The following is a 24,629-nucleotide window of genomic DNA, read 5'->3' on the forward strand; positions in this document are numbered from 1 at the left end:
TCACGATGCGCGCGCGAGCTGCCGGGCGAGGAAATCGCGAACCGGCGCCGGCTCGACATCGTTGGCGATCACGGCGTGGCCGATCCCTTCCATCAGGATGAAGGTGAGCCGGCCGCGCTTCACCTTCTTGTCCTGCGCCATCAGCGCCAGCAGCGCATCGGCATCGGCCAGTCCCTCCTGCGCGAAGCCGGCGATGTCCTGCAGCCGGGTCGGCAGGCCGACATCGGCGAGATGACGCTGCAGCCGGATGGCGTCGGCCTCGGGCATCATGCCGCGTTCGGCGGAGAACCGCGCCGCCAGCACCATGCCGATCGCCACGCCCTCGCCGTGGAACAGCCGGTCGGAGAAGCCGGTCGCGGCCTCAAGCGCATGGCCGAAGGTGTGGCCGAGATTGAGCAGCGCGCGCTCGCCGTTTTCGCGCTCGTCGCGCGCCACGATCGCCGCCTTGGCCCGGCACGAGGTGGCGATGGCGTGCTCGCGCGCCGGGCCGCCGCCGACGATCTCGGCGTGGTTGGCCTCGAGCCAGGCGAAGAACGCCTCGTCGCCGAGCGCGCCGTATTTCGCCACTTCGGCATAGCCGGCGCGGAACTGCCGCGGCGACAGCGTGTCGAGCACCGCGGTGTCGGCGATCACCAGAACGGGTTGATGAAACGCGCCGAGCAGGTTCTTGCCCTGCGGCGAGTTGATGCCGGTCTTGCCGCCGACCGAGGAATCGACCTGCGCCAGCAGCGAGGTCGGCACCTGCACGAAATCGACGCCGCGGCGCAGGATCGAGGCCGCGAAGCCGGCGAGATCGCCGACCACGCCGCCGCCGAGCGCGATCACCAAATCGTTGCGCTCGATCTTCGCGGCGATCAGCGCCTCGCTGACCTCCGCCAGCCCCGCATAGGTCTTGGAGCTTTCGCCCTCGCCGACGACGATGCGTTGATGGGCGACGCCGGCCGCATCCAGCACCGCTTCGGTCTTCGCCAGCCAGTGCTGCGCCACGGTGCGATCGGTGACGATCGCGGTGCGCGCGCCGGGCCGCAGCTTCGCGATCCGCTCGCCGAGCGTGCCGAGCACGTTGCGGCCGATCACGATGTCATAGGCGCGGTCGCCGAGCGCGACCTCGACATTGATCGGAGCGGAATGATTCAGCGGCGCAGTCATGGTGTCTCGCTCAGGGTTGGGGCGGGGGCGCTGCAGAGATAGTCGTGCAGCGCGGCAACGCATTCGTCGACGATTTTCTCGTGCGGCACATCGCGCGACGCGATCGTCAGATCGGCGCCACGATACACCGGATAGCGCTCGTCGATCAGCCGGGCGATGGTTCCGGCCGGATCGGGCGTCTGCAGCAGCGGCCGGTCGGCGCGGCGCTTGACCCGGCGCAGGATGACGTCGGCCTCGGCTTCGAGCCACATCGAGATCGCCTTGTCGCGGATCCGCTCGCGGGTCTCCTCGCGCATGAACGCGCCGCCGCCGGTCGCCAGCACCTTGGGCCCGCCGTCGAGCAGCCGCGCGATCACCCGGGCCTCGCCGTCGCGGAAATGCGGCTCGCCATGGGTTTCGAAGATCTCCGGAATCGTCATCGCGGCGGCGTGCTCGATCTCGGTGTCGGCGTCGAGAAACGGCAGCCCGAGCCGCAGCGCCAGCCGGCGGCCGACGGTCGACTTGCCGGCGCCCATCATGCCGATGAGCACGACCGGGCGCTGGCCCAGCGCCGCGACGATCTCGGCTTCCTGGGACCTGGCGGCGGCGGCCGTCGGTGCGGTTTCAGACATAGTCGTATCACCCGTGGGCTTGGGCGCCGGATCTCTGGGCTCGGAACGGCCAGCTATACTACTGCGGTTGCTGCGGTTGCCAGAGTCTCTTGCCACGCGCGGGCGAACATGGTCATCGTCGGCCGTCATCCAGCAATTGCGCCGGCAATCGCCGTTCCACCGCCGCCGAGATCAGCGAATGCCTACCTTGTTCCGCTTTTTGTCGGTCGTCGCGGTGATCGGCGGCCTGATCTACGGGGCCATCTTCGCACTCGCCAACTTCACCAGCCCGAAACCGCGGGAAATCACCGTGGTGGTGCCGCAGGACAAATTTCTCAAGAAATAGCCGGTAGGCTGGTCGCATGCGAAAACCGCGAGCGAGATTCAGTCCTTCCGCCAGCGTCCCGGCCTCCGAGGCCGAACGGGACACCACGCCGCTGCGGCCCGCCTCCTATTCGGATGCCGGGCTGAGCGAGCTGTTTCTCGACATGATCGCCGCCGAACAGGGCGCTTCCGCCAATACCATCGACGCCTATCGCCGCGACCTCGCCGACCTCTCCCATTATCTCGGCCGCCGCCGCAAGAGCATCGCTTCCGCCGACACCGAGGCGCTGCGCGGCTATCTGGCCGATCTGGATACCCGCGGCTTCGCCTCGTCGAGCGTGGCCCGGCGGCTGTCGGCGCTGCGGCATCTGTTTCGATTCCTGCTGAGCGAGCGCATCCGGGTCGACGATCCGGCGGCGATCCTGGCCGGGCCGAAGCGTGGCCGCGGCCTGCCGAAAGTGCTGTCGATCGCCGATGTCGACCGCCTGCTGTCCTGCGCGCGGCAGGAGGCCGACGCCGCGGAGGGCCCGGCGGGACTTCGCGCCGCACGGCTGTATTGCCTGCTGGAAGTGCTGTACGCGACCGGGCTGCGGGTCTCCGAGCTGGTGTCGCTGCCGCGGACGGCGGCGCGGGGCGATGCCCGGATGATCGTGGTCCGCGGCAAGGGCGACAAGGAGCGGCTGGTGCCGCTCAATTCCAGCGCCAAGCAGGCGATGACGCGTTATCTCGCGACCGCCGCAGCCGCGGAGAAGGCTGCGGCGGGCAACAAGAAGGCCGCCGCCGTTTCGAAATGGCTGTTTCCGTCGTTCGGCGAGAGCGGCCATCTGACCCGGCAGCATTTCGGCCGCGACCTCAAGGAACTCGCCATGCGCGCCGGGCTGCCGCCGCGGCTGGTCAGCCCGCACGTGCTGCGCCACGCCTTCGCCAGCCATCTGCTGCACAACGGCGCCGATCTGCGGATCGTGCAGACGCTGCTCGGCCACAGCGACATCTCGACCACGCAGATCTACACCCATGTGGTCGAGGACCGGCTGAAAAGCCTGGTGCGCGACCTGCATCCGCTGGCGGAGGGCTGAGGCCGGCGCGCCATACCGCAGCAGGCTTGCAACCGGCGGCGCCTGATTCTTTTGCCTAAGCCGCCGGCCGGCCCAGCCGCTTGACTTGATGCGCGTTCGGCTGGAAAAGCCGGAGCCGGGCCGATGTCGGCCGCCGCAGCCCTCCCCATGTCCCTGGTCATGTCCGAGCCCATGCGCAGCTATCTCGACTTCGAAAAGCCGGTCGCGGAACTGGATTCCAAGATCGACGAATTGCGCGCGCTGGCGGCGTCCGGCAGCGACATCCACGAGGAAGTCGCCAAGATCGAGGAAAAGGCCGTCCAGGCGCTCAACGAGCTGTATGCGACGTTGACACCTTGGCAGAAGACCCAGGTGGCGCGGCATCCGCAGCGGCCGCATTGCGTCGATTACATCGAAGCACTGATCACCGAATTCACGCCTCTGGCCGGCGACCGCAAATTCGGCGAGGACGAGGCGCTGATCGGCGGCTTCGGCCGGTTCCGCGGCGAGAGCATCTGCGTGATCGGTCAGGAGAAGGGCTCCTCGACCGAGACCCGCCTCAAGCACAATTTCGGCATGGCGCGGCCCGAAGGCTACCGCAAGGCGGTCCGGCTGATGGAAATGGCCGACCGCTTCGGCATTCCGGTGCTGTCGCTGGTCGACACCGCCGGCGCCTATCCGGGCATCGGCGCCGAGGAGCGCGGCCAGGCCGAGGCGATCGCGCGCTCGACCGACGCCTGCCTGTCGCTCGGCGTGCCGAATGTCGCCGTGGTGATCGGCGAAGGCGGCTCCGGCGGCGCGATCGCGATCGCCACCGCCAACAAGGTGCTGATGCTCGAACACGCGATCTACAGCGTGATCTCGCCCGAAGCCGCCTCCTCGATCCTGTGGCGCGACGGCACCAAGGCGCAGGAAGCCGCCAATTCGATGAAGATCACCGCGCAGGATCTGCTGCGGTTCGGGGTGATCGACCAGATCCTGTCCGAGCCGAAGGGTGGCGCCCACCGCGACCCGGCGGCAATGATCGCCACCACCGGCGACGCCATCGCGGCGGCCTTCGCCGAACTCGGCGGCCTCGATCCCAGCGCGGTCCGCACCAAGCGCCGGCAGAAATTCCTGGAAATCGGCCGCAGGCTCGGCTGACCCGCGGCGCCGCGCCATTGCGGGTTTGCTAACCATCCCGTCGGCCAGCCCCCGATTTCGTCCGCCCGGCCGCAGTTTCGCCGCGGGGACGCAATTCAGTGTTCCTTGACCACGTTCGACGCGGGACCCGTGCGGCCAGCCGCCCGGCTTGCGAGGGCGGGGGCTTAAGGATAATCTTTCGTGAGTGCAGGATGCGCCGTGTCGAGGCGAAAACCTCCTGCGCTTCTTGGTAAATTCGAGCGACACAATTCGACCCAATGGGCCGGAGGGATCGCGTCGGAGCGACGGACTGAGCTGCTCACGGATTGAGCCGATCAATGTGGGGTGCAGGTTTGCCGGTCGTCTGGGGAGCTTCGCTGTGACGAGAACTCCGCTGCTGCGCGCGCTGCTGGCCTCCGCCGCGATCGCCGCGAGCGCCGTGCTGGCCGGCTGCAACGGCGACCAGATGTCGCTCGCCAGAAACGCCAAGGCCAACCAGCCGGTGTCGCCCAAGCTGGTCGCCGCGATGCAGGACAAGAACATGGACCTGCAGTCGCCGATCCTGGTGCGGCTGTTCAAGCAGGAAGCCGAGCTCGAGGTCTGGAAGCAGGACCGCAGCGGCGTGTTCGCGCTGCTCAAGACCTACCCGATCTGCCGCTGGTCCGGCGATCTCGGCCCGAAGATCCGCGAGGGCGACCGCCAGGCGCCGGAAGGGTTCTATTCGATCTCGCCCGGCCAGATGAATCCGCAATCGTCCTATTACCTGTCGTTCAACACCGGCTATCCGAACGCGTTCGACAAGTCGCTGGGCCGCACCGGCTCCCAACTTATGGTGCACGGCGATTGTTCGTCGCGCGGCTGCTACGCGATGACCGACGAGCAGATCGCCGAGATCTACGCGCTGGGGCGGGAATCGTTCTTCGGCGGCCAGCGCGCGTTCCAGCTCCAGGCCTATCCGTTCAAGATGACGCCGGCGAACTTCGCCAAGCATCGCAACAATCCGAACATGGCGTTCTGGAAGATGCTGAAGGTCGGCAACGACCATTTCGAGGTGACACGGCAGGAGCCCAAGGTCGACTTCTGCGAACAGAAATACGTGTTCGACGCCGCGCCCCCGCCCGGCTCCACCAGGCCGCTGGCATTCAATGCGTCCGCCAAATGCCCGGCCTATACGGTCCCCGCCGACATCGCCGACGCGGTGCGCGAAAAGGACCACAAGGACCAGACCAAGCTCGCCGAACTGATCTCGAAGGGGACGCCGGTGGCGCGGCTGCGCACCGGGATCGACGGCGGCATGCATCAGGTGTTCGCCTCGAAGATCCCCGACGCTTCGACCGGCCTTTCCGAAGCCGACGAGAGCCCGGTATCGCTGGCGATGGAGCGTGCACCCGGCACCATCCCGCCGACGGTGAATCCGCCGCGGCCGTCCGACAATCTGCTGCAGAACGCGCCCGAGACGACGACCGTGGCCGCGACCTCTGCGCCGACGACACCGCGCGTCGCCTCGGCGGCGAAGGACGATATCGGCGGCCTGCTGTCCGGCCTGTCGCGCCGGGTCGGCAGCGGCGAGACCACCGCATCGACCGCATCGCCGCCGTCCTCGCCGCCGCAGGTGATCACCGCGCGGCGCAACGAAACCACACCCGCGCCGCCGCGGCCGCAGGCGGCCGTGCCGAGGTCGAGCGAGACCAAACAGGCCACCGGCCGGCCGCCGCTCAAGCCGTCGGTCGACACCAGCGCGACCGCAACCCGGCCGTCATCGACCGGCACGATCACCGGTGCCGCACCCGTCGTGTCGTCGAATAATTTCGACAGCCGGTTCTCGGCGTTCCGCTGAGGCGGACCTCACGCTTCACCCGCCGGCCGAGGATCGGCAACACCCACCACCATCGTCATTCCGGGGCGCGAGCGTCAGCTCGCGAACCCGGAATCTCGCGTCGCGAACAACCTCTGGATTCCGGGTTCGCGCCTGACGGCGCGCCCCGGAATGACGACCTGATGGGCCGCCCTCTCGGTGGCGACATCGTCACGACTCGGATTCTGCGGTCCTCAGACGCAAAATGCCCGGCGCAAGCCGGGCATTGCTGCGATTCGATGAACCGAGGTCGACGCGCTTACGCGTACCTGCCGTGGCAGTGCTTGTACTTCTTGCCGGAGCCGCACGGGCAGTCCTCGTTGCGGCCGACCTTGCCCCAGGTCTCGGGGCGGTTCGGGTCGCGGGCGGTCTTGTCGGCGGTGTCGGCCGGCGCCAGCGAGACATTGGCGAACGCCATTTCGTCTTCGCCGGTGTTGGGGTCCATTTTGTGGACCTCCATCGGCGGCAGCTCCTGAGGCTGCTCCGGCGGGATGATCTCGACCCGCATCAGTTGCGCGGTCACCGCCTCGCGCAGATGCGCGCTCATCTCCTGGAAGAGGTTGAACGCCTCCGACTTGTATTCCTGCAGCGGGTCGCGCTGGCCGTAGCCACGCAGGCCGATCACCTGACGCAGATGATCCAGCATCACCAGATGCTCGCGCCACAGATGATCGAGCGTCTGCAGCAGGATGCTCTTCTCGGCGTAGCGCATGACGTCGGGGCCCCATTGCGCCACCTTCGCCGCCATGTGCTCGTCGAACACCTTCTCGAGCCGCGTCAGCAGCTCTTCGTCGGCGATGCCTTCTTCCTTGGCCCATTCGTCGACCGGAATATCGAGGCCGACGACGCGGTTCAGCTCTTCCTTGAGGCCGGCGACATCCCACTGCTCGGCATAAGCGTGCTCGGGCACGTGCTTGCTGACCAGATCCTCGATGAAGGTGTGGCGCATGTCGGTGACGGTCTCGACCACGCTCTCTTCCTTCATCAGGTCGATGCGCTGATCGAAGATCACCTTGCGCTGATCGTTCTGGACGTCGTCGAACTTCAGCAGGTTCTTGCGGATGTCGAAGTTGCGCGCCTCGACCTTCTGCTGCGCCTTCTCCAGCGCCTTGTTGATCCAAGGATGGATGATCGCCTCGCCTTCCTTCAGGCCGAGCCGGGTCAGCATGGTGTCGAGCTTGCCGGAGCCGAAGATCCGCATCAGATCATCGTCCAGCGACAGGAAGAATTTGGAGCGGCCGGGGTCGCCCTGACGGCCGGAGCGGCCGCGGAGCTGGTTGTCGATGCGGCGGCTCTCGTGGCGCTCCGAGCCGATGATGTAGAGGCCGCCGGGGCGCTTGACGGTCCTGGCCGGCTTGTTGCCCTTGGCCGGCTCGATCTCGATCTCGTCCTCGGCGTTCAGCACGATCTCGCGGAAGCGCTCGATATCGGCCTTGATCTGCTCGATCTTGGCGGCCTTCTCGGCCTCGTCGGTGATGCCCGCGGTCTCCTGCGGCACCCGCATTTCCAGCGAGCCGCCGAGTTTGATGTCGGTGCCGCGGCCGGCCATGTTGGTGGCGATGGTAATCGCGCCCGGCACGCCGGCCTCGGCGACGATGTAGGCTTCCTGCTCGTGGAAGCGCGCGTTCAGCACCGCGAACAGCTTGGCGGGCTTGCCGGCGCGGGCCGCCGCATAGAGCTTCTCCAGCGCCTTCGGATCGCCGAAATCGATCTGCTTGTAGCCGTTCTTCAGCAGGAAATCGGCGAGCAGCTCGGACTTCTCGATCGACGCGGTGCCCACCAGGACGGGCTGCAGCCGCTTGTTGGCGCGCTCGACCTCGGCGAGGATCGCGGCGTATTTCTCCGCCTGCGTGCGATACACCTCGTCGTCCTCGTCGAGACGCGAGATCGGCAGGTTGGTCGGGATCTCGACCACTTCGAGCTTGTAGATGTCGTAGAATTCGTCGGCTTCGGTCGCAGCCGTGCCGGTCATGCCGGCGAGCTTGCCGTACATCCGGAAGTAGTTCTGGAACGTGATCGAGGCCAGCGTCTGGTTTTCCGGCTGGACCGTGACGTGCTCCTTGGCTTCCAGCGCCTGGTGCAGGCCTTCCGAATAGCGCCGGCCCTGCATCATGCGGCCGGTGAATTCGTCGATGATCACCACCTCGTCGTTGCGGACGATGTAGTCCTTGTCGCGCTGGAACAGGGTGTGCGCGCGCAGCGCCTGGTTGATGTGGTGCACCACCGAGACGTTCTCGATGTCGTACAGCGACTCGCCCTTGAGCTGGCCGGCGTCGCCGAGCAGCTTTTCGATCTTCTCCATGCCGGCTTCGGTCAGCGCCACCGAGCGCTGCTTCTCGTCGATGTCGTAGTCCGACTTGTCGAGGCTCGGAATGAAGGTGTCGATGGTGTTGTAGAATTCGGAGCGGTCGTCGAGCGGGCCGGAGATGATCAACGGGGTGCGGGCTTCGTCGATCAGGATCGAGTCGACTTCGTCGACGATGGCGAAGAAATGGCCGCGCTGGACCATGTCCTCGAGCCGATACTTCATGTTGTCGCGCAGATAATCGAAGCCGTATTCGTTGTTGGTGCCGTAGGTGATGTCGCAGGCATAGGCCCGCTGGCGCTCGCTGTCGTCGAGGCCGTGCACGATCACGCCGGTCGACATGCCGAGGAAAGTGTAGATCTGACCCATCCAGCCGGCGTCGCGGCTGGCGAGGTAGTCGTTGACGGTGACGACGTGGACGCCCTTGCCGGCCAGCGCGTTGAGATAACACGCCAGGGTGGCGACCAGCGTCTTGCCTTCGCCGGTCTTCATCTCGGCGATGTCGCCTTCGTGCAGCACCATGCCGCCGATCAATTGCACGTCGAAATGGCGCTGGCCGAGGGTGCGCTTGGCGGCCTCCCGGACGGTGGCGAAGGCCGGGACCAGCAGGTCGTCCAGCGTCTTGCCGGCTTCGAGTTGGGCGCGGAAGTCGACGGTGCGGGCGCGCAGCGCCTCGTCCGACAGCGCCGCGACCTCCGGCTCCAGCGCGTTGATGGCGGTGACCCGAGCCTGATAGGCCTTGATCCTGCGATCGTTCGAAGAGCCGAAGAGTTTGCGGGCGAACGCGCCGATCATACCAGCTTCCTGTCCTTGCGATGTGACTTCGCAGCCTGTGTGCCGTTCACTCGAGCCGCTATCAACTCATCGTGACGCCCAGCCACCTATCGGGATACAGGCGCGGGCGCGAAATGATTGGTCATCCAGCAATCCGAGGGCCGGCGGCGTGGCCAGGGCCGTCGGACGACCTTGATACCCGTGCCAGTGGCGGCAGAGATATGGCTGGGGTAGGGGGATGTCAACGCGCGGCCCGGTGATGGAATTCATCATTTTGACAGAGTTTTCGCGTTGCCAAGGCTCCGTGATTGGGTGACTGTCCCGCCGCCCCCGACACCCCGGCTTTCAGAACAAGGATTTTCCATGACCCCTGCGTCACCCGCAGCCCGATCGGCCCTGCGCTCCGGCATCATCGGCGCGGCCGCGACCGGTTGTCTCGCTTTTGCGCTGCTCGCGAGCCCGATGGCGCGCGCCCAGGACGCCGACCCGGTGCTGGCAAAGGTGAACGGCGCCGAGATCCGTCAGAGCGACGTCGCGCTCGCCGAGGAAGAACTCGGCGCGAGCCTGGCGCAGATGGACCCGGCGACCAAGAAAGAGAACGTGCTGGCGTTCCTGATCGACATGAAGATCGTCGCCAAGGCCGCCGAAGACAAGAAGATCGCCGACCGCCCGGAATTCAAGAAGCGGCTCGACTTCGCCCGCAACCGCCTGCTGATGGACGATCTGCTCGGCGTTCAGGGCAAGGCCGCGACCACCGACGAGGCGATGAAGAAGGTCTATGAGGACGCCGCCAAGCAGATTTCCGGCGAGCAGGAAGTCCACGCCCGCCACATCCTGGTCGAGACCGAGGACGAGGCCAAGGCGGTCGCCGAGGAACTGAAGAAGGGCGCCGACTTCGCCGAGCTGGCGAAGAAGAAGTCGAAGGATCCGGGCGCCTCCGACGGCGGCGACCTCGGTTTCTTCACCAAGGACCAGATGGTGCCGGAATTCTCCGCGGTGGCATTTGCGCTGGAGCCCGGCAAGATCTCCGACCCGGTGAAGAGCCAGTTCGGCTGGCACATCATCAAGGTCGAGGAGAAGCGCAACCGCAAGCCGCCTACCTTCGACCAGGTCAGGCCGCAGATCGAGCAGTACGTCACCCGCAAGGCGCAGTCGGACTACGTCGCCCAGCTCCGCCAGGCCGCCAAGGTCGAGCGGCTCGACAAGCCGGCCGAGCCGGCCGCTGCCCCCGCCGACGCGGCGAAGCCCGCTGACCCCGCCGCCAAGGCGCCGGCGAAGAAGTAAGCTCCGCTTTCGGCAAAGTTCTGAACGATTTCAATGGCCGGGCTCGTCCCGGCCATTGTCGTTTTGCGCACCGGATCAGCCGCGCAAGATCCGTCATTGCGAGGAGCGAAGCGACGAAGCAATCCAGGGGCTCAGTGCACGGGGCTCTGGATTGCTTCGCTGCGCTCGCAATGACGCGGAACGGAGGTCAATCTGCCTTCGGCAGCTTCGCCTTCAGCGCGTACAGCGCGTCGAGCGCTTCGCGGGGGCTCAGCTCGTCCGGGTGCAGCGCCTGCACCGCCGCGATCAATTGCTCGGCCTCGCTCGGCGGCGACGGTTCGGCGGGCGCGCGCGCGGTGATGGCGAACAGCGGCAGGTCGTCGATCAGGGCTTTGGGCTGGCCGCGGTCGTTGGCTTCGAGTTTCGCCAGCACCGATTTCGCCCGCGCCACCACGGAGGCGGGCAGCCCGGCGAGTTTCGCGACCTGGATGCCGTAGGAGCGGTCGGCCGAGCCCGGCAGCACCTCGTGCAGGAACACCACCTCACCGCGCCATTCCTTGACCCGGACGGTGGCGTTGAACAGCCGCGGCAGCCTGGCCGACAGCGCCGTCAGCTCGTGGTAATGCGTCGCGAACAGCGCGCGACATCGATTTTGTTCGTGCAGATGCTCGATCGCCGCCCAGGCGATCGACAGGCCGTCGAAGGTCGCGGTGCCGCGGCCGATCTCGTCGAGGATCACCAGCGCGCGCTCGCCGGCCTGGTTGAGGATCGCGGCGGTCTCGACCATCTCGACCATGAAGGTGGAGCGGCCGCGGGCGAGGTCGTCGGCGGCGCCGACGCGGGAGAACAGCCGGTCGACGATCCCGATCCGGGCGCGACCGGCCGGCACGAAGCTGCCGGTCTGCGCCAGCAGCGCGATCAGCGCGTTCTGGCGCAGGAAGGTCGACTTACCGGCCATGTTGGGGCCGGTCAGCAGCCAGATCTGCCCTGAGGCTTGCGCCGGTCCCGGCGACAGATCGCAGGCATTGGCGATGAACGGCTCACCCGCACGCTTCAGCGCCTGCTCGACCACCGGATGCCGGCCGCCCTCGATCGCGAACGCCAGCGAAGAGTCGACCTCCGGCCGCACGTAGTTGTCGTCGACGGCAAGCTTCGCCAGCGCGGTGGCGACGTCGAGCAGCGCAAAGGCGTGCGCGGCGGCGCGCAGATCGTCGCCGGCGGCGTCGATCATCGCGGCCAGGCGGTCGAAGATCTCGAGTTCGAGCCCGAGCGCGCGGTCGCCCGCATTGGCGATCTTGGCCTCGATCTCGCCGAGTTCGGCGGTGGTGAAGCGGACCTGGCCGGCCAGCGTCTGGCGATGGATGAAGGTGGCGTTGAGCGGCGGCGCCATCAGCCTGTCGCCGTGCTGCGCGGTCACCTCGACGAAATAGCCGAGCACGTTGTTGTGCCGGATCTTCAGGCCCTTGACGCCGGACTCGTCGGCGTAGCGCGCCTGCATCGCCGCCACCACCAGGCGCGAGGCGTCGCGCAGCTTGCGGGTCTCGTCGAGCGCGGCCTCGTAGCCGTCGCGGACGAAGCCGCCGTCGCGCTTCAACAGCGGCAGTTCGTCGGCCAGCGCCCGCGTCAGTTCGACGAACAGATCGCGCGACGGCCGCCGCAGCGCCGCCATCGCGGCGGCGATCTCCTGCGGCGGTGCGGCGAGCTGCGAAAGCTGTTGCAGCACCTCGTCGGCCGCACGGATGCCGCTGCACAGCGCCGCCAGATCGCGCGGGCCGCCACGGCCGAGCGACAACCGCGCCAGCGCGCGGGCCATGTCGGGCGCGGCGCGCAGCGCGCTGCGGATCTGCTCGCGCAATGCGCCGTCGGCGACGAAGGCTTCGACCGCGTCGAGCCGCTGGGCGATCGCGGCTGCATCGGTCAGGGGTGCGGCGAGGCGCTGCGCCAGCAGCCGCGAGCCGGCGGCGGTGACGGTGCAGTCGATCGCATCCAGCAGCGAGCCGCGACGCTCGCCCGCGAGCGTCCGCGTCAGTTCGAGATTGGCGCGGGTGGCGGGATCGATCGCCATCGTCGAGCCGGTGGCCTCGCGCGACGGCGGCGACAGCGGCGGGCGTTTGCCGAGCTGGGTGCGGTCCACATAGGTGACGCAGGCGGCGGCCGCCGCGGCTTCCAGCCTCGACAGCGCCGCGAGGCCGTCCATGGTGGCGACCGCGAAGTAATCGCACAGCCGCCGCTCGGCGGTGGCACTGTCGAACACGTCGCGGGTCAGCGGCGTCACGGCTGCGAGTTCGCGCAGGCTCGGCCCGAGCTCGGCGTCGCTGTACAGCGCATCCGAGACGATCGCCTCGTTCGGGTTGATCCGCGCCAGCGTCGCAGAGAGTTCGCCGGTGGCGCATTCGGTGACGCTGAATTCGCCGGTCGAGATGTCGATCCAGGCCAGCCCGATGCGGTCGGCGCCGGACGAGCCGCGGGCGCGGGCGATCGCCAGCAGATAGTTGTTGGCGCGGGCATCGAGCAGCGTGTCTTCGGTCAGCGTGCCGGGCGTGATCAGCCGCACCACGTCGCGGCGCACCACGCTCTTGCGGGCGCGCGCCGCGGCCGGGTCCTCGGTCTGTTCGCACACCGCGACGCGATGGCCGAGCGCGATCAGCCGGTGCAGATAGTCGTCGGAGCGCTCGACCGGCACGCCGCACATCGGGATGTCGAGGCCCTGATGCTTGCCGCGCTTGGTCAGCGTGATGCCGAGCGCGCGCGAGGCGATTTCGGCGTCCTCGAAGAACAATTCGTAGAAATCGCCCATCCGGTAGAACAGCAAGAGGCCGGGATTGGCGGCCTTGATCTCGTGGTACTGCTCCATCATCGGCGACACCTTCGCCGGCGGCTCGGCGGGCACGGGTGTGTCGGGTGGCGGAGCGATGTCGGGGCGGATGGTCATGACCCGATGCATAGCAAAATTCCGCCCGACCTTCCTACCGGGCGACGGCCGCCATGCACGGTTTCCGCAACGCCCTGTGCGGCCGGCGCACATTGACCTGCCCCGAGCCGCTTCCTAAAACTCGCCGCCAATTCCGGCCGCAGCCCGGAACGCGCCAGCAAGGGAGAGAATGATGGCCGACGTCTTTATCTGCGACGCAGTGCGCACCCCGATCGGCCGGTTCGGCGGGTCGCTCGCCCGGGTCCGCGCCGACGACCTCGCCGCGGTTCCGATCAAGGCGCTGATGGCCAAGCATCCCAATCTCGACTGGAGCGCGGTGGACGAGGTGTTCTTCGGCTGCGCCAACCAGGCCGGCGAGGACAACCGCAACGTCGCCCGGATGGCGACGCTGCTCGCCGGCCTGCCGGATTCGGTGCCGGCCCAGACCCTGAACCGGCTGTGCGCCTCGGGCCTCGACGCGGTCGGCGCCGCGGGCCGCGCGATCCGCGCCGGCGAAATCGATCTGGCGATTGCCGGCGGCGTCGAATCGATGACGCGAGCGCCGTTCGTGCAAGGCAAGGCGACCGAGGCATTTTCCCGCTCGGCGGAAATCTTCGACACCACGATCGGCTGGCGCTTCATCAACCCGCTGATGAAGGCGCAATACGGCGTCGACGCGATGCCGGAGACCGGCGAGAACGTCGCCGAGGAATTCCAGATTTCCCGCGCCGACCAGGACGCCTTCGCGATCCGCAGCCAGCAGCGCGCCGGCGCGGCGATTGCGGCTGGCTATTTCGCCGAGGAGATCGCGCCGGTGTCGGCGCCGGGCGGCAAGGCCGGGCCGATCATCGTCGACAAGGACGAGCATCCGCGCCCGGAGACGACGCTCGAAGGCCTCGCCAAGCTGAAGCCGATCGTGCGCAATCCCGGCACCGTGACGGCCGGCAACGCCTCGGGCGTCAATGACGGCGCCGCCGCGATGATCGTGGCGTCGGAAGCCGCGGTGAAGCGGCATGGGCTGACGCCGCGGGCGAAGATTCTCGGCATCGCGTCGGCCGCGGTGCCGCCGCGGATCATGGGCATCGGCCCGGTGCCGGCGACCCGCAAGCTGATGGACCGGCTGGGGCTGAAGATCAGCGATTTCGACCTGATCGAACTCAACGAAGCCTTCGCCTCGCAGGGCATCGCCTGCCTGCGCCAGCTCGGCGTCAGTGACGACGCCGATTTCGTCAATCCGCATGGCGGCGCGATCGCGCTCGGCCACCCGCTCGGCATGAGCGGCACGCGGCTCGCCCTCACTGCCGTGCACGGCATGGAGAAGCGCGGCGGCAGGCTGGCGCTCGCAACAATGTGCGTCGGCGTCGGCCAGGGCGTCGCGATGGCGATCGAGAAGGTGAACTAACGCAACAACATACGTCATTGCCGGGCTCGACCCGGCAATCCATCTTCTTCGAAGAGCGATGGATGCGCGGGTCAAGCCCGCGCATGACGATGGTGAATAACCGCCGCGCTGATCGAGAGCAGGCGCTACTCCATCACCGCGGCATGATCCGGCGCCTCGCCCTGCTTGCGCAGCGCGGCTTTGGTCGAGCCGATCAGCAGCGCCAGCGGGATGGTGCAGGCGGTGAACAGCATCACCATCTGGTAGTCCAGCGCGAATGCGATGATCTGCGCCTGCGCGGTGACGATGGCGTCCATCATCGCCTTGCCGGTGGTGGTCGCCATGTCGATCGTGCCGGTGACGTTCGGCATCTGCAGCGCCTGATTGAACGGGGTGATGTGCTCGACCAGCACGGCGTGGGTGGCGCGCGTGCCCGAGGTGAGCTGGGCGATCACCAGCGAGATGCCGATCGAGGAGGCGACGTTGCGCAGCAGCGTCAGCATCGAGGTGCCGTCGGTGCGCAGATGTCCCGGCAGCGTCATGAACGCCACCGTCGACAGCGGCACGAACACCAGGCCGAAGCCGAAGCCCTGCACGATGCTGGTGGCGATGATGGTGCGCACGCTGGTCTGGTCGGTCCAGCCGGTCATGACGTAGAGCGACAGGCAGGTCAGCGTCAGCCCGGTGGCGATCAGGATCCGCGCCTCGATGTGCCGCATGATCCGGCCGACCAGCATCATCGCCACGAAGGTGCCGCAGCCGCGCGACGCCAGCAGCAGGCCGGCAGTCATGATCGGAAAGCCCTCGACGTTCTGCAGGAACGGCGACGACAGCGCCATGGTGGAGAACAGCACCAGGCCCATCACCGCCATGAACACGCAGCCGCCGATGAAGTTGCGGTCCTTGAAGATCGCGAACTGGATGAACGGCTTCGGCGTCGTGAACGAATGCGCGAAGAAGTAGTAGAAGCCTGCCGCCGACACGATCGATTCGACGATGATCTCCGGCGAATTGAACCAGTCGAGCTGCTCGCCGCGGTCGAGCGCGAGCTGCATCGACCCGATCCCGACCGCGAGCGCGAGGAAGCCGAACCAGTCGAACCGCAATTCGTGGTTCTTGTCGGTCTCGTCCATGAAGATCAGGAGGCCGATCACGGTGATCGCGCCGAACGGCAGATTGACGAAGAACACCCAGTGCCACGAATAGGTCTCGGTCAGCCAGGCGCCGAGCGACGGGCCCATGATCGGCCCCATCATCACGCCCATGCCCCAGATCGCCATCGCCTTGGCGCGCTCGTGCAGCGCGTAGCTGTCGAGCATCACCGCCTGCGACAGCGGCACCAAAGCGGCGCCGAACACGCCCTGCAGCAGCCGGAACGCCACCATCTGGGTGATGTCCTGCGCCAGGCCGCACATCACCGAGGCGACCGTGAAGCCGGCCGCGCAGATGATGAAGATCCGCTTGCGGCCGAACCGGTTGGCGATCCAGCCGACCGGCGCGGTCATGATCGCGGCGGCGACGATGTAGGAGGTCAGCACCCAGTTGATCTGGTCCTGCGACGCCGACAGCGAGCCCTGCATATAGGGCAGCGCGACGTTGGCGATGGTGGTGTCGAGCGCCTGCATGATCGTCGCCGTCATGGCGCAGATCGTCACCATGTTGCGGCGAAAGCCGGGGACCGCCGACGATGTCGCAGCCGCCGGCATCACTTACTTGCCCTCGTGCGGCGCGGCGACGGCCGGCCCGAAGCCGAGCAGTTTCGCCAGCGAGCGGCGATGGTCGGTGTCGATCGACACCGTGGTGCTCATGCCGGCCTTGAGCTTCCGCACCATCGGATCGGACTCGTCGAGTTTGATCCGCAGCGGCACGCGTTGCACCACCTTGACGAAATTGCCGGTGGCGTTCTGCGGCGGCAGCACGGCGAATTGCGCGCCGGTGCCGGGCGAAAGCGACGATACCGTGCCGGTGAATTCGTGACCGGGGAAGGCGTCGACGTCGATCGCGACCTTCTGCCCGACGGCCACATAGGTGAAATCGCTTTCCTTCGGATTGGCGTCGACCCACGGCGCCGAGGTGTCGATCACGCTGAACACCGGCGTGCCGGCGGCGACGAAGCGGCCGAGCTGGATCGAATCGACCTGCGTCGCGGTGCCGTGCATCGGCGCGCGCACGGTGGAGAGCCGGAGATTGCGCTCGGCGTCGTCGAGCGCCGCCTTGGCCTGCATGTAGGCGGGAAACTGCTCGAGCGGCAGATCGGGATTGCCGAGCAACTGGTTCAGCGCCGTGTCCTGCTGCTGCTTGGCGAGCTCGAGCTGCGCCTTGGCGGTGACCAGCGCGGCGTTGGCATTGTCGAGATCGAGCAGCGAGCCCGACCGGCTCTCGGCGAGGGACGTTTTGCGCTCGACGTCGCGCTGCTTGAGGCCGATGCCGGCGTTCAGAAGATCGATCGTGGCGCCGTAGATCTTCACGTTGGAGCGCAGGTTGTTGTAGGAGGTTCTGGCGTCGGCGAGCTTGGCGCGGGCCTGCTGTTCGGCGAACCGGTACGGCACCGGATCGACCTGGAACAGCACGTCGCCGGGAGCGACCACCTGGCCTTCCTTGACGGTGATCGCGACGATCTTGCCGGCGACATCCGGCGTGATAAGCACCTTCTGCGCCCCGACATAGGCGTCGTCGGTGGTGACGTAGCGGCCGCCCTCCAGATAGAAGGCGACGCCGGCGATCAGCACCACGATCGGCAGCACCACCAGCAACAGCGTCCGGCGATAGCGGCGCAGGCCGGCGAGCAGACCCCGGCTCGGTCGTTCGCCCGGAGGCGCACCGGCCTCGTCCGGAGCGGCCTTCTGGTCGGACGGAAATTTGAGGACGGGATCAGCCATGGCGCTGTTCCTTTCGGTGAGAGTCGGCGTTGCAGACCTGGATCGCATTGCGCAGGTTTTCCTTGATGGTCTCCATCTGCGTCAGCAGCCGCTGCGCATCCGAAGGAGCTATGCCTGCCAGCGCGGTCGCGGTGAGTTCGGAGCGCAGCCCCGACAGCTTGCCGAGCAGCGGACGCGCCGCCTTGCGCAGATACAGCCGCTTGACGCGGCGGTCGCTGTCGTCGCTGCGGCGCTCCAGCCAGCCGCTGTCGCACAGCTTGTCGATCAATCGCGTCAGCGTGATCGGCTGCAGTTCCATCTGCTCGGCGAGTTCGGATTGCTTGAGGCCTTCGGCGCGCTCGACCTTGGCCAGCACCGCCCATTGGGCGCGGGTGATGCCGTGCCGCGCCGCCTGCCGATCCGCATAGGCGCGCAGCAGCCGCTGCACCTCCGCCAATGTGAACATGAAATGCTGATCGACCGACCCGGGGCTCATGGGATGCCTCGCTTTGTGAGTTGGCGTAAAGTAAGCAAGCTCATGAATTGCGACAGTATCATCTTACGCATGCGGCCCCTTGGACTTTCGCATGGCTCGTTCCGTCGGAACCGGCACGGCGTCGCGAGGCTTGTGCGGAGGGGCGTCGTCAACTATCCGTTGGTGCTGCCGCATTGGGGACTGCGGCGGGATCTGCTGCTGCGTTGAGGCCATGCGATGACAGCTTTGAAGCCGGCTTTTCCCGCGCCCGGTCACGATCACGACCGTTGCGCCGCGGAAGGCATCGAGCACGCCGAACGGATCTGTGCGGACCGATCACAGAACCTGACGCCGATCCGGCGCCAGGTGCTGAGCGCGCTGCTGTCCAGCCATCGCCCGCTCGGCGCCTACGAGGTGATCGACGAGTTGGCGCGGGTGATGCCGCGGCCGGCGCCGATCACGGTGTATCGCGCGCTCGACTTCCTGATGCAGAACGGGCTGGTGCACCGGATCGAAAGCCGCAACGCCTTTCTGGCCTGCGGACGCGAACACGACGACGCCTCCGCGGTCGCATTCCTGATCTGCGAATCCTGCGGCTCGGTCGGCGAGATTCCGGCGACCGCTGTCGCGCAGAGCCTGAGCGAGGCGGCGCGCCAGACCGGCTTCACGCCGAAGCTCTCGGTGGTGGAGATCACCGGCGTCTGCGGGCATTGCCAATCCACCTGACGCGGTCTACGCCTTGAACCATTGGGAGGAGCGTCGCTCGCATGCGAGCACGCCCGCGACAACACGGCGGCAAGCCGGAGGCGCAATGTCCATTTTTTCTTTCAACGCACAACAGACATCCGGCCGATGGCGTCAACGGTAGGCGGCTCGGTCGGCCGGCCGCTGACTGCGGGCGCGATCGCCCTGATGCTGCTGTGCTGTTTCAGCTGGGGCTTCAACCAGATTGCCGTGAAGCTGGTGCTGCCGGAAATTCCGCCGTTCACACAGGCGGCGATCCGCTCGGCTGCGGGATTGCTGGTGCTCCTGATCATCGCCTGGGCGCGCGGTGTCAGGCTGTTCCAGCGCGACGGTACGCTGAAGGCAGGGCTGTTCGCCGGCCTGCTGTTCGGGCTGGAATTCGTGCTGATCTATTACGGTTTGACGTTGACCACGGCGTCGCGCGGGGTGGTGTTTCTCTATGTGGCGCCGTTTGTGGTGGCGCTGGGCGCCTACCATTTCCTCGGCGAACGGCTGCGCGCCATCCAGTGGGCGGGGCTGGCCCTGAGCTTCGCCGGCGTGGCGGCGGCGATCGGGGTGCCGCAGCCCAATGTCGACGCGAAGGTGCTGCTCGGCGACCTGATGTTGGTCGGCGGCGGGGCGCTGTGGGGAGCCACCACGCTGATCGTCAAGGCGAGCCCGCTGCAACGGGCCCCCGCCGAAAAGGGGCTGGCCTACCAGGTGGCGATTTCGATCCCGATTCTCGCTTTCGCGGCGCTGGTGTCCGGCGAAACCATCGACAAGGTGCCGAGCCCGCTGTCGCTGGCGCTGATGGCCTATCAGTCGATCTGGGTGGTCGGGCTGACCTTTTTACTCTGGTTCAGCCTGGTGATGACCTATTCGGCCAGCAAATTGTCGGCATTTACCTTTTTCACCCCTTTATTCGGGGTGGCGGCGGGCTATCTGATCCTGCACGAACCGCTGACCCCGGCCTTCGGCTTTGCGGCGCTGCTGGTGATGGCCGGGCTGTATCTGGTCAACCGGCCGGGCCGGGTTGCGGCTGTTTGAGGTCGGAACTCGCGGCTCTGCGCCCAGGGTTCCACGCCAATGGACTGCTGCTCGAGGGTTCCTGCGCCGATTGATCCATTGCTGACTGTCACAAAAACCTGATATTCCGGACGCCATGAACAAGCTCGAAAATCCGCTGCAGAACGACGTCGCCGGCCCCGCGCCGCGGCACCAAACCACCCAGGTCATGGTCGGCGACATCGCCGTCGGCGGCGGTGCGCCGATCGTCGTGCAGTCGATGACCAACACCGACACCGCGGACGTCGAAGGCACCATCCGGCAGGTCGCAGCGCTGGCGCGCGCCGGCTCCGAGATGGTCCGGATCACGGTCGACCGCGAGGAGGCCGCCGCCGCCGTGCCGCATATCCGCGACGGCCTGCGCAAGCTCGGCCTGACCACGCCGCTGATCGGCGACTTCCATTACATCGGCCACAAGCTGCTCGCCGACTATCCGGCCTGCGCCGAGGCGCTCGACAAATACCGGATCAATCCGGGCAATGTCGGTTTCAAGGCCAAGCGCGACACCCAGTTCGCCGACATCGTCGAGATCGCCATCAAGAACAACAAGGCGGTCCGGATCGGCGCCAATTGGGGCTCGCTCGATCAGGAGCTCCTGACCAAGCTGATGGACGAGAACGCCGCCTCGGCGCAGCCGCGCGACGTCCGCGCCGTCACCCGAGAGGCGATGGTGCAGTCGGCGCTGCTGTCGGCCGCCCGCGCCGAAGAGATCGGCCTGCCCAAGACCAAGATGGTGCTGTCCGCCAAGGTGTCGGCCGTGCAGGATCTGATCGCGGTGTATCAGGACCTCGCGTCGCGCTCGGACTACGCCATTCATCTTGGTCTCACCGAGGCCGGCATGGGCTCGAAGGGCATCGTCGCCTCCTCGGCCGCGCTCGGCATTTTGCTGCAGCAGGGCATCGGCGACACCATCCGGATCTCGCTGACGCCGGAGCCCGGCGGCGACCGCACGCTGGAAGTGCAGGTCGCGCAGGAATTGCTGCAGACCATGGGCTTCCGCACCTTCGTGCCGCTGGTCGCGGCCTGCCCAGGCTGCGGCCGCACCACCTCGACCACGTTCCAGGAACTGGCGCGCTCGATCCAGGACTTCATCCGCGTCGAGATGCCGAGCTGGAAGACCCGCTATCCGGGCGTCGAAAACCTCAACGTCGCGGTGATGGGCTGCATCGTCAACGGCCCCGGCGAGAGCAAGCACGCCAATATCGGCATCTCGCTGCCCGGCACCGGCGAAAGCCCGGCCGCGCCGGTGTTCGTCGACGGCGAAAAATTCCGCACCCTGCGCGGCCCGACCATCGCCAACGACTTCAAGGCGCTGGTGATCGACTACATCGAACAGCGCTACGGCGCCTCGCCGAAGCCGGGCGCGGCCCAGATGGTGCCGGCGGCGGAGTAATCCGCGCCAAGAGACGAAGCAGGCTTCTACTGACGAAACCTCTTCGCGACGTTAATCCACCGACTTCTCCTCGATCAGCGTCGCTGTCGAAAGGGGAACTTTCTCTGTTTCAGAAAGACCAAGAACTCGGACGGGTAACTGCGGCTTAGCATCGTTCCTTCAGGAGGCCCCCACACCTCTGAATCCAAAGCCATCATCACTCCCTCCCCTGCTGCGGCATTTCGGCGCCATTCCAAATAGAGGCTGTCTATTTCACCCTTAAGTTCTGCTTCGAACCAAATGAAGATCATATCAACATCTCATGTTTGCCGACCCATTCACCTCTGACCCACAACAGAGACCAACTGATCTTATGGGCACAACCGACTATACTGGGAATTCACCTATTTAGAGTCTAACGTCCCACTACCGGCCCACACTAGCGTCGAGTAATTCGCCGCGCATACAATCGTCGAATACGCGGGCGATGAAAGCCCTATTGTCAGCGCCGTATTTCTCGCGCGAAAAGTAGACTGCGGCGGCAAGCATCATATAGTAATTTGAGTCTTGGTCGGAATTGCGCAACACTTCGCCGCCTTGGCCATAGGCTTTTGATGCAGCCAGTATTGCCGCATCCTTATAGTCTACGCCGGTTCGATGCGAAGTTATGAGATCAATGGCTACGCTCTGATATTTCTGGCACCACAACGTGCGCGCCAATTGCGTCATTTGCTTCTTCTTTGATACTAAGATGGATGCGTTATGTCGCTCGATAGCCTTGTCCTCTGCGGCACGTTCTTCGTCCGTTGAAGTCGACTTCCATTGAGCGATGCAATCGTTGAACTCTTCTTGGCCAAATTGCTCGACACCATTCGATTGACTGCTTTGCGCTTTAGCGACGATCATTTGCAGGTGCCTAATATCCTCTTCTGACCAACCCTTTCCGCGCGCGTCGGCCTCTTCATCTCGGGCTTGAGACGCCATAAACGCAAAGACAGTCTTATACCTGGCGTGATATCGGGCGTAGACGCCCATCGCAATTTGCCCCCAATTTCGGCAAACAGTCGGATGACTAACAACCTCCGCAGAGGCGGGATGGGAAAACAAAATAAGAAAACTAAGCAAAAATAGAAATTTGGAAAGGAGCAATCTCATAGCTCGCACCCTTGCGCGTTGCTAATAATTAGCTTCGGTCGATTCCATAAAAGGACTTTTCGCCGGATCGAACAGCGCCTCGACCGCTTCATCGCCCGCGAACCGGCCGGCGCGAATGTCCGCAAGACCACGGCCGACAGCCGCGCGCTCTTCCTCGCTCAGCCTGTAGACGACGTCGTGTCGCGTCTCGATGTCTGCGATCGAGTCGACGAGTTCCTGCTGAGCCGCTTCGGGCCAAGCCGCGACGCGCTCGAAGAGAAGTTCAAGGCCGTGCTTGGTCATAGCGAAACGCTAACTGATGTCGGTCCGATTGTCAGCGGGGCGAATGCCCGGACGGCCGGCCCCCAAGGCTTCCGAGGCTAGTGGGGCCACATACGCCCTATCCGCTCCGAAACTCCCGATTCGCCAGGCTCGCCTCCTCCAGATCGAGGTCGCGCTCGATCCGCCGCCGCGCTTCGTCGGTGATCTTGCCGGCGCGGAGCTGGGCGTGGATGAATTGTCGCTCGGCCGCGATCAGTTCGCGCACCAGCGCGCGCGCGTTGGCGGTCGCCGCATAGGCCTTGTCGTCGAGCGATGCCGGCAATTGATGGGCGCGGATGTCGTGCCGTGCGCGCAGCAGCTTCACCACCTCCGCGGACAATTCACGACCGTCGGTCAGCGCGTCGAGCGATTGCAGCGCCGCAGCCAAAGCCGCGCGCCGCGCGGTGATCTCGGCTTCGTGCTCGGCGATGTGCTCGCTGCGGCCGTCGCGGCCGATGCCGAGCGCGGTCACCACCGCCGGCAGCGTCAGGCCGAGCCCGACCAGCGTGATCAGAATGACGCCGAAGGCGACGAACAGGATCAGGTCCCGTTCGGGAAAGCCGGATCCGTCCGGCAGCGTGAACGGCAGCGCCAGCGCGGTGGCGAGCGACACCGCGCCGCGCACGCCGGTGAAGCCGACCACGAACACCGCGCGCCAGCTCGGACGCCGCTCGCGGGCGCGGATCCGCTTGCTCATCAGACGCGGCAGATAGGTCGCCGGATAGACCCAGAGAAAGCGCGCCAGGACGACGATCGCCGCCACCAGCAGCGTCGCGACCGCGATGTCGTCGAAGGCGAACTCTTCCGACCGCTCCAGGATCGCCCGCATCTGAAAGCCGATCAGCAGGAACAGCAGCCCCTCGATCAGATAGATGATCAAATCCCAGAAGAAGATGCCCTGCAGCCGGGTCGCGGCGGGGATCAGCAGCGGGCCGTTCCACGAGATGTAGAGGCCGCAGGCCACCGTCGCGATCACGCCGGAGCCGCCGAGATGCTCCGGAATCCAGTAGGCGATGTAGGGCGTCAGCAGCGACAGCGTGATCTCGATCTGCGGATCGCGGGCGTAGCGCCGGGCCCGCAGGCTGAGCCAGCCGATCGCGATGCCGAAGGCGATCTCCCCCGCCAGGATCGCCACGAAACTGCCCGACGCCTTCGGTAGCGAGAACATCCCGGTCATGATCGCGGCCAGCGCGAAGCGATACAGGATCAGCGCGGTGGCGTCGTTGGCCAGCCCCTCGCCCTCCAGCACCACCAAGATCCGCCGCGGCAGGCCGAGCTTGCGGGCGATCGCGAGCGGCGCCACCACGTCGGGCGGCGCGACGATGGCGCCGAGCAGAAAGCCGACCGCCCATGGCAGGCCCAGCAGATAGTGCGTCGCCACCGCGACCGCGCAGGCGGTGAAGATCACGCAGCCGATCGCCAGCAGGCCGATCGCGCGCAGATTGAAGCGGAACTCGCGCCAGCTCATCGCCACACTGGCCGAATAGATCAGCGGCGGCAGCACCAGCAGCAGGATCAGGTCCGGCGGCAGCTCGATCGCCGGCATGCCGGGAATGAACGCCAGCACGATGCCGGCCAGCAGCCACAGGATCGCCGGGGCCACGTGGAGCCGGCGCGCCAGCAGCGCGGTCGCCGCCAGCACGGCGAGCAGGATCAGGAAGATCTGGAATTTCGCTTCCACGAGACCCACGAGCTGGTCGGTCGAATGGCCGACGCGGTCTGCATCGCCCGGTCGCCCGGGCAGGTCAAGAGAGCCCCGCACGCCGCCGATCGGCGGCGCCTGCGGTGCGCCCGGATCGGCAGCGTAACCACCAAATCAACAAGTCCGGTTCAGTTGGCGCGCGTTCGCTAACCCCCCGTTCACCGTCGGGGGACAGCGCTACTATCGGTTATACCTTTGGCAACATTCCCGACGTTTTGTGGCGGTATGGGATCCGTGCACTCCATCACAC

Annotated in this window: 19 protein-coding genes; 9 read left to right on the forward strand and 10 right to left on the reverse strand. The window is 66.5% G+C overall.

All coding sequences use genetic code 11. The annotated features are described in order from the left end of the window. Both aroB and SR870_RS17685 read right to left on the reverse strand, forming a co-directional pair. A complete protein-coding gene (aroB, locus tag SR870_RS17680) occupies positions 1-1,149 on the reverse strand; it encodes a 3-dehydroquinate synthase (protein WP_322514842.1) in 1,149 nt (382 codons plus the stop codon). Beyond that, positions 1,146-1,760: a shikimate kinase gene (locus SR870_RS17685; RefSeq protein WP_322514843.1), complete on the reverse strand. Its 615-nt coding sequence runs from the start codon at positions 1,758-1,760 to the stop codon at positions 1,146-1,148. Before SR870_RS17685 ends, aroB begins: the two co-directional genes overlap by 4 nt. Positions 1,761-1,938: 178 nt before the next feature. On the opposite strand from SR870_RS17685, the gene SR870_RS17690 reads away from it, so the two are divergent. The 4 genes from SR870_RS17690 to SR870_RS17705 all read left to right on the forward strand — a co-directional run bounded on the left by SR870_RS17690 (position 1,939) and on the right by SR870_RS17705 (position 6,077). Further along, entirely contained in the window at positions 1,939-2,085 is a 147-nt protein-coding gene (locus SR870_RS17690) for a histidine kinase (protein ID WP_322514844.1), read from the forward strand. Positions 2,086-2,101: 16 nt separating this feature from the next. Continuing rightward, entirely contained in the window at positions 2,102-3,139 is a 1,038-nt protein-coding gene (gene xerD / locus SR870_RS17695) for a site-specific tyrosine recombinase XerD (RefSeq protein WP_322514845.1), read from the forward strand. Positions 3,140-3,298: 159 nt separating this feature from the next. Further along, positions 3,299-4,261, forward strand: a complete 963-nt coding sequence (locus SR870_RS17700; RefSeq protein ID WP_322514846.1) for an acetyl-CoA carboxylase carboxyltransferase subunit alpha — start codon at positions 3,299-3,301, stop codon at positions 4,259-4,261. A gap of 358 nt (positions 4,262-4,619) precedes the next feature. Then, on the forward strand, positions 4,620-6,077 hold the full coding sequence (locus SR870_RS17705; protein ID WP_322514847.1) for a L,D-transpeptidase family protein: 1,458 nt from the start codon (positions 4,620-4,622) through the stop codon (positions 6,075-6,077). 277 nt (positions 6,078-6,354) lie between these two features. Here the strand turns inward: SR870_RS17705 and secA are convergent, their stop codons facing one another. Next, the gene (gene secA, locus SR870_RS17710; protein WP_322514848.1) at positions 6,355-9,195 is read right to left on the reverse strand and encodes a preprotein translocase subunit SecA; all 2,841 of its coding nucleotides are present in this window, start codon (positions 9,193-9,195) and stop codon (positions 6,355-6,357) included. A 342-nt stretch (positions 9,196-9,537) separates the two neighbouring features. Here secA and SR870_RS17715 point away from each other — a divergent pair, with 342 nt between their 5' ends. Continuing rightward, complete coding sequence (locus SR870_RS17715; RefSeq protein ID WP_322514849.1) at positions 9,538-10,458, forward strand: peptidylprolyl isomerase; 921 nt, start codon at positions 9,538-9,540, stop codon at positions 10,456-10,458. 187 nt (positions 10,459-10,645) lie between these two features. Here the strand turns inward: SR870_RS17715 and mutS are convergent, their stop codons facing one another. Then, on the reverse strand, positions 10,646-13,369 hold the full coding sequence (mutS, locus tag SR870_RS17720; protein ID WP_322518296.1) for a DNA mismatch repair protein MutS: 2,724 nt from the start codon (positions 13,367-13,369) through the stop codon (positions 10,646-10,648). Positions 13,370-13,541: 172 nt separating this feature from the next. On the opposite strand from mutS, the gene pcaF reads away from it, so the two are divergent. Next, positions 13,542-14,750, forward strand: a complete 1,209-nt coding sequence (gene pcaF / locus SR870_RS17725; protein ID WP_322514850.1) for a 3-oxoadipyl-CoA thiolase — start codon at positions 13,542-13,544, stop codon at positions 14,748-14,750. Positions 14,751-14,875: 125 nt separating this feature from the next. On the opposite strand, the gene SR870_RS17730 is transcribed toward pcaF, so the two are convergent. Genes SR870_RS17730 through SR870_RS17740 form a run of 3 tightly spaced genes read right to left on the reverse strand, consistent with a single transcriptional unit; the run spans position 14,876 to position 18,083 of the window. After that, on the reverse strand, positions 14,876-16,435 hold the full coding sequence (locus SR870_RS17730; protein WP_322514851.1) for a DHA2 family efflux MFS transporter permease subunit: 1,560 nt from the start codon (positions 16,433-16,435) through the stop codon (positions 14,876-14,878). Between the two features lie 3 nt (positions 16,436-16,438). After that, the gene (locus tag SR870_RS17735) at positions 16,439-17,608 is read right to left on the reverse strand and encodes an HlyD family secretion protein (RefSeq protein ID WP_322514852.1); all 1,170 of its coding nucleotides are present in this window, start codon (positions 17,606-17,608) and stop codon (positions 16,439-16,441) included. Continuing rightward, positions 17,601-18,083 carry a MarR family transcriptional regulator gene (locus SR870_RS17740; protein WP_322514853.1) on the reverse strand — a complete coding sequence of 161 codons (483 nt, stop codon included), beginning with the start codon at positions 18,081-18,083 and terminating at the stop codon, positions 17,601-17,603. The genes SR870_RS17735 and SR870_RS17740 overlap by 8 nt, the downstream gene beginning before the upstream one ends. A 216-nt stretch (positions 18,084-18,299) precedes the next feature. On the opposite strand from SR870_RS17740, the gene SR870_RS17745 reads away from it, so the two are divergent. The 3 genes from SR870_RS17745 (at position 18,300) to ispG (ending at position 21,243) form a co-directional block, all read left to right on the forward strand. Continuing rightward, a complete protein-coding gene (locus SR870_RS17745; RefSeq protein WP_322514854.1) occupies positions 18,300-18,788 on the forward strand; it encodes a Fur family transcriptional regulator in 489 nt (162 codons plus the stop codon). A 126-nt stretch (positions 18,789-18,914) separates the two neighbouring features. Next, a complete protein-coding gene (locus SR870_RS17750; protein WP_322514855.1) occupies positions 18,915-19,832 on the forward strand; it encodes a DMT family transporter in 918 nt (305 codons plus the stop codon). A 115-nt stretch (positions 19,833-19,947) separates the two neighbouring features. Next, a complete protein-coding gene (gene ispG, locus SR870_RS17755; protein ID WP_322514856.1) occupies positions 19,948-21,243 on the forward strand; it encodes a flavodoxin-dependent (E)-4-hydroxy-3-methylbut-2-enyl-diphosphate synthase in 1,296 nt (431 codons plus the stop codon). Positions 21,244-21,648: 405 nt separating this feature from the next. Here the strand turns inward: ispG and SR870_RS17760 are convergent, their stop codons facing one another. From SR870_RS17760 to SR870_RS17770, 3 genes are all read right to left on the reverse strand, one after another. Continuing rightward, a complete protein-coding gene (locus SR870_RS17760; RefSeq protein ID WP_322514857.1) occupies positions 21,649-22,377 on the reverse strand; it encodes a hypothetical protein in 729 nt (242 codons plus the stop codon). 21 nt (positions 22,378-22,398) lie between these two features. After that, positions 22,399-22,659 (reverse strand): hypothetical protein, encoded by a 261-nt coding sequence (locus tag SR870_RS17765; protein WP_322514858.1) that lies wholly within the window; start codon positions 22,657-22,659, stop codon positions 22,399-22,401. A 97-nt stretch (positions 22,660-22,756) separates the two neighbouring features. Further along, positions 22,757-24,358: a Na+/H+ antiporter gene (locus SR870_RS17770; protein WP_322518297.1), complete on the reverse strand. Its 1,602-nt coding sequence runs from the start codon at positions 24,356-24,358 to the stop codon at positions 22,757-22,759. Between the last annotated feature and the right edge of the window lie 271 nt (positions 24,359-24,629).

This window comes from Rhodopseudomonas palustris (genome assembly GCF_034479375.1).
GTDB lineage: Bacteria > Pseudomonadota > Alphaproteobacteria > Rhizobiales > Xanthobacteraceae > Rhodopseudomonas > Rhodopseudomonas palustris_M.

Bases quoted from the DNA above. Each gene is read 5' to 3' on its own strand.
- aroB (WP_322514842.1), bottom strand. From the start codon at position 1,149: ATGACTGCGCCGCTGAATCATTCCGCTCCGATCAATGTCGAGGTCGCG.
- SR870_RS17685 (WP_322514843.1), bottom strand. From the start codon at position 1,760: ATGTCTGAAACCGCACCGACGGCCGCCGCCGCCAGGTCCCAGGAAGCC.
- SR870_RS17690 (WP_322514844.1), top strand. From the start codon at position 1,939: ATGCCTACCTTGTTCCGCTTTTTGTCGGTCGTCGCGGTGATCGGCGGC.
- xerD (WP_322514845.1), top strand. From the start codon at position 2,102: ATGCGAAAACCGCGAGCGAGATTCAGTCCTTCCGCCAGCGTCCCGGCC.
- SR870_RS17700 (WP_322514846.1), top strand. From the start codon at position 3,299: ATGTCCGAGCCCATGCGCAGCTATCTCGACTTCGAAAAGCCGGTCGCG.
- secA (WP_322514848.1), bottom strand. From the start codon at position 9,195: ATGATCGGCGCGTTCGCCCGCAAACTCTTCGGCTCTTCGAACGATCGC.
- SR870_RS17715 (WP_322514849.1), top strand. From the start codon at position 9,538: ATGACCCCTGCGTCACCCGCAGCCCGATCGGCCCTGCGCTCCGGCATC.
- mutS (WP_322518296.1), bottom strand. From the start codon at position 13,369: ATGACCATCCGCCCCGACATCGCTCCGCCACCCGACACACCCGTGCCC.
- pcaF (WP_322514850.1), top strand. From the start codon at position 13,542: ATGGCCGACGTCTTTATCTGCGACGCAGTGCGCACCCCGATCGGCCGG.
- SR870_RS17730 (WP_322514851.1), bottom strand. From the start codon at position 16,435: ATGCCGGCGGCTGCGACATCGTCGGCGGTCCCCGGCTTTCGCCGCAAC.
- SR870_RS17735 (WP_322514852.1), bottom strand. From the start codon at position 17,608: ATGGCTGATCCCGTCCTCAAATTTCCGTCCGACCAGAAGGCCGCTCCG.
- SR870_RS17740 (WP_322514853.1), bottom strand. From the start codon at position 18,083: ATGAGCCCCGGGTCGGTCGATCAGCATTTCATGTTCACATTGGCGGAG.
- SR870_RS17745 (WP_322514854.1), top strand. From the start codon at position 18,300: ATGACAGCTTTGAAGCCGGCTTTTCCCGCGCCCGGTCACGATCACGAC.
- SR870_RS17750 (WP_322514855.1), top strand. From the start codon at position 18,915: ATGGCGTCAACGGTAGGCGGCTCGGTCGGCCGGCCGCTGACTGCGGGC.
- ispG (WP_322514856.1), top strand. From the start codon at position 19,948: ATGAACAAGCTCGAAAATCCGCTGCAGAACGACGTCGCCGGCCCCGCG.
- SR870_RS17760 (WP_322514857.1), bottom strand. From the start codon at position 22,377: ATGAGATTGCTCCTTTCCAAATTTCTATTTTTGCTTAGTTTTCTTATT.
- SR870_RS17765 (WP_322514858.1), bottom strand. From the start codon at position 22,659: ATGACCAAGCACGGCCTTGAACTTCTCTTCGAGCGCGTCGCGGCTTGG.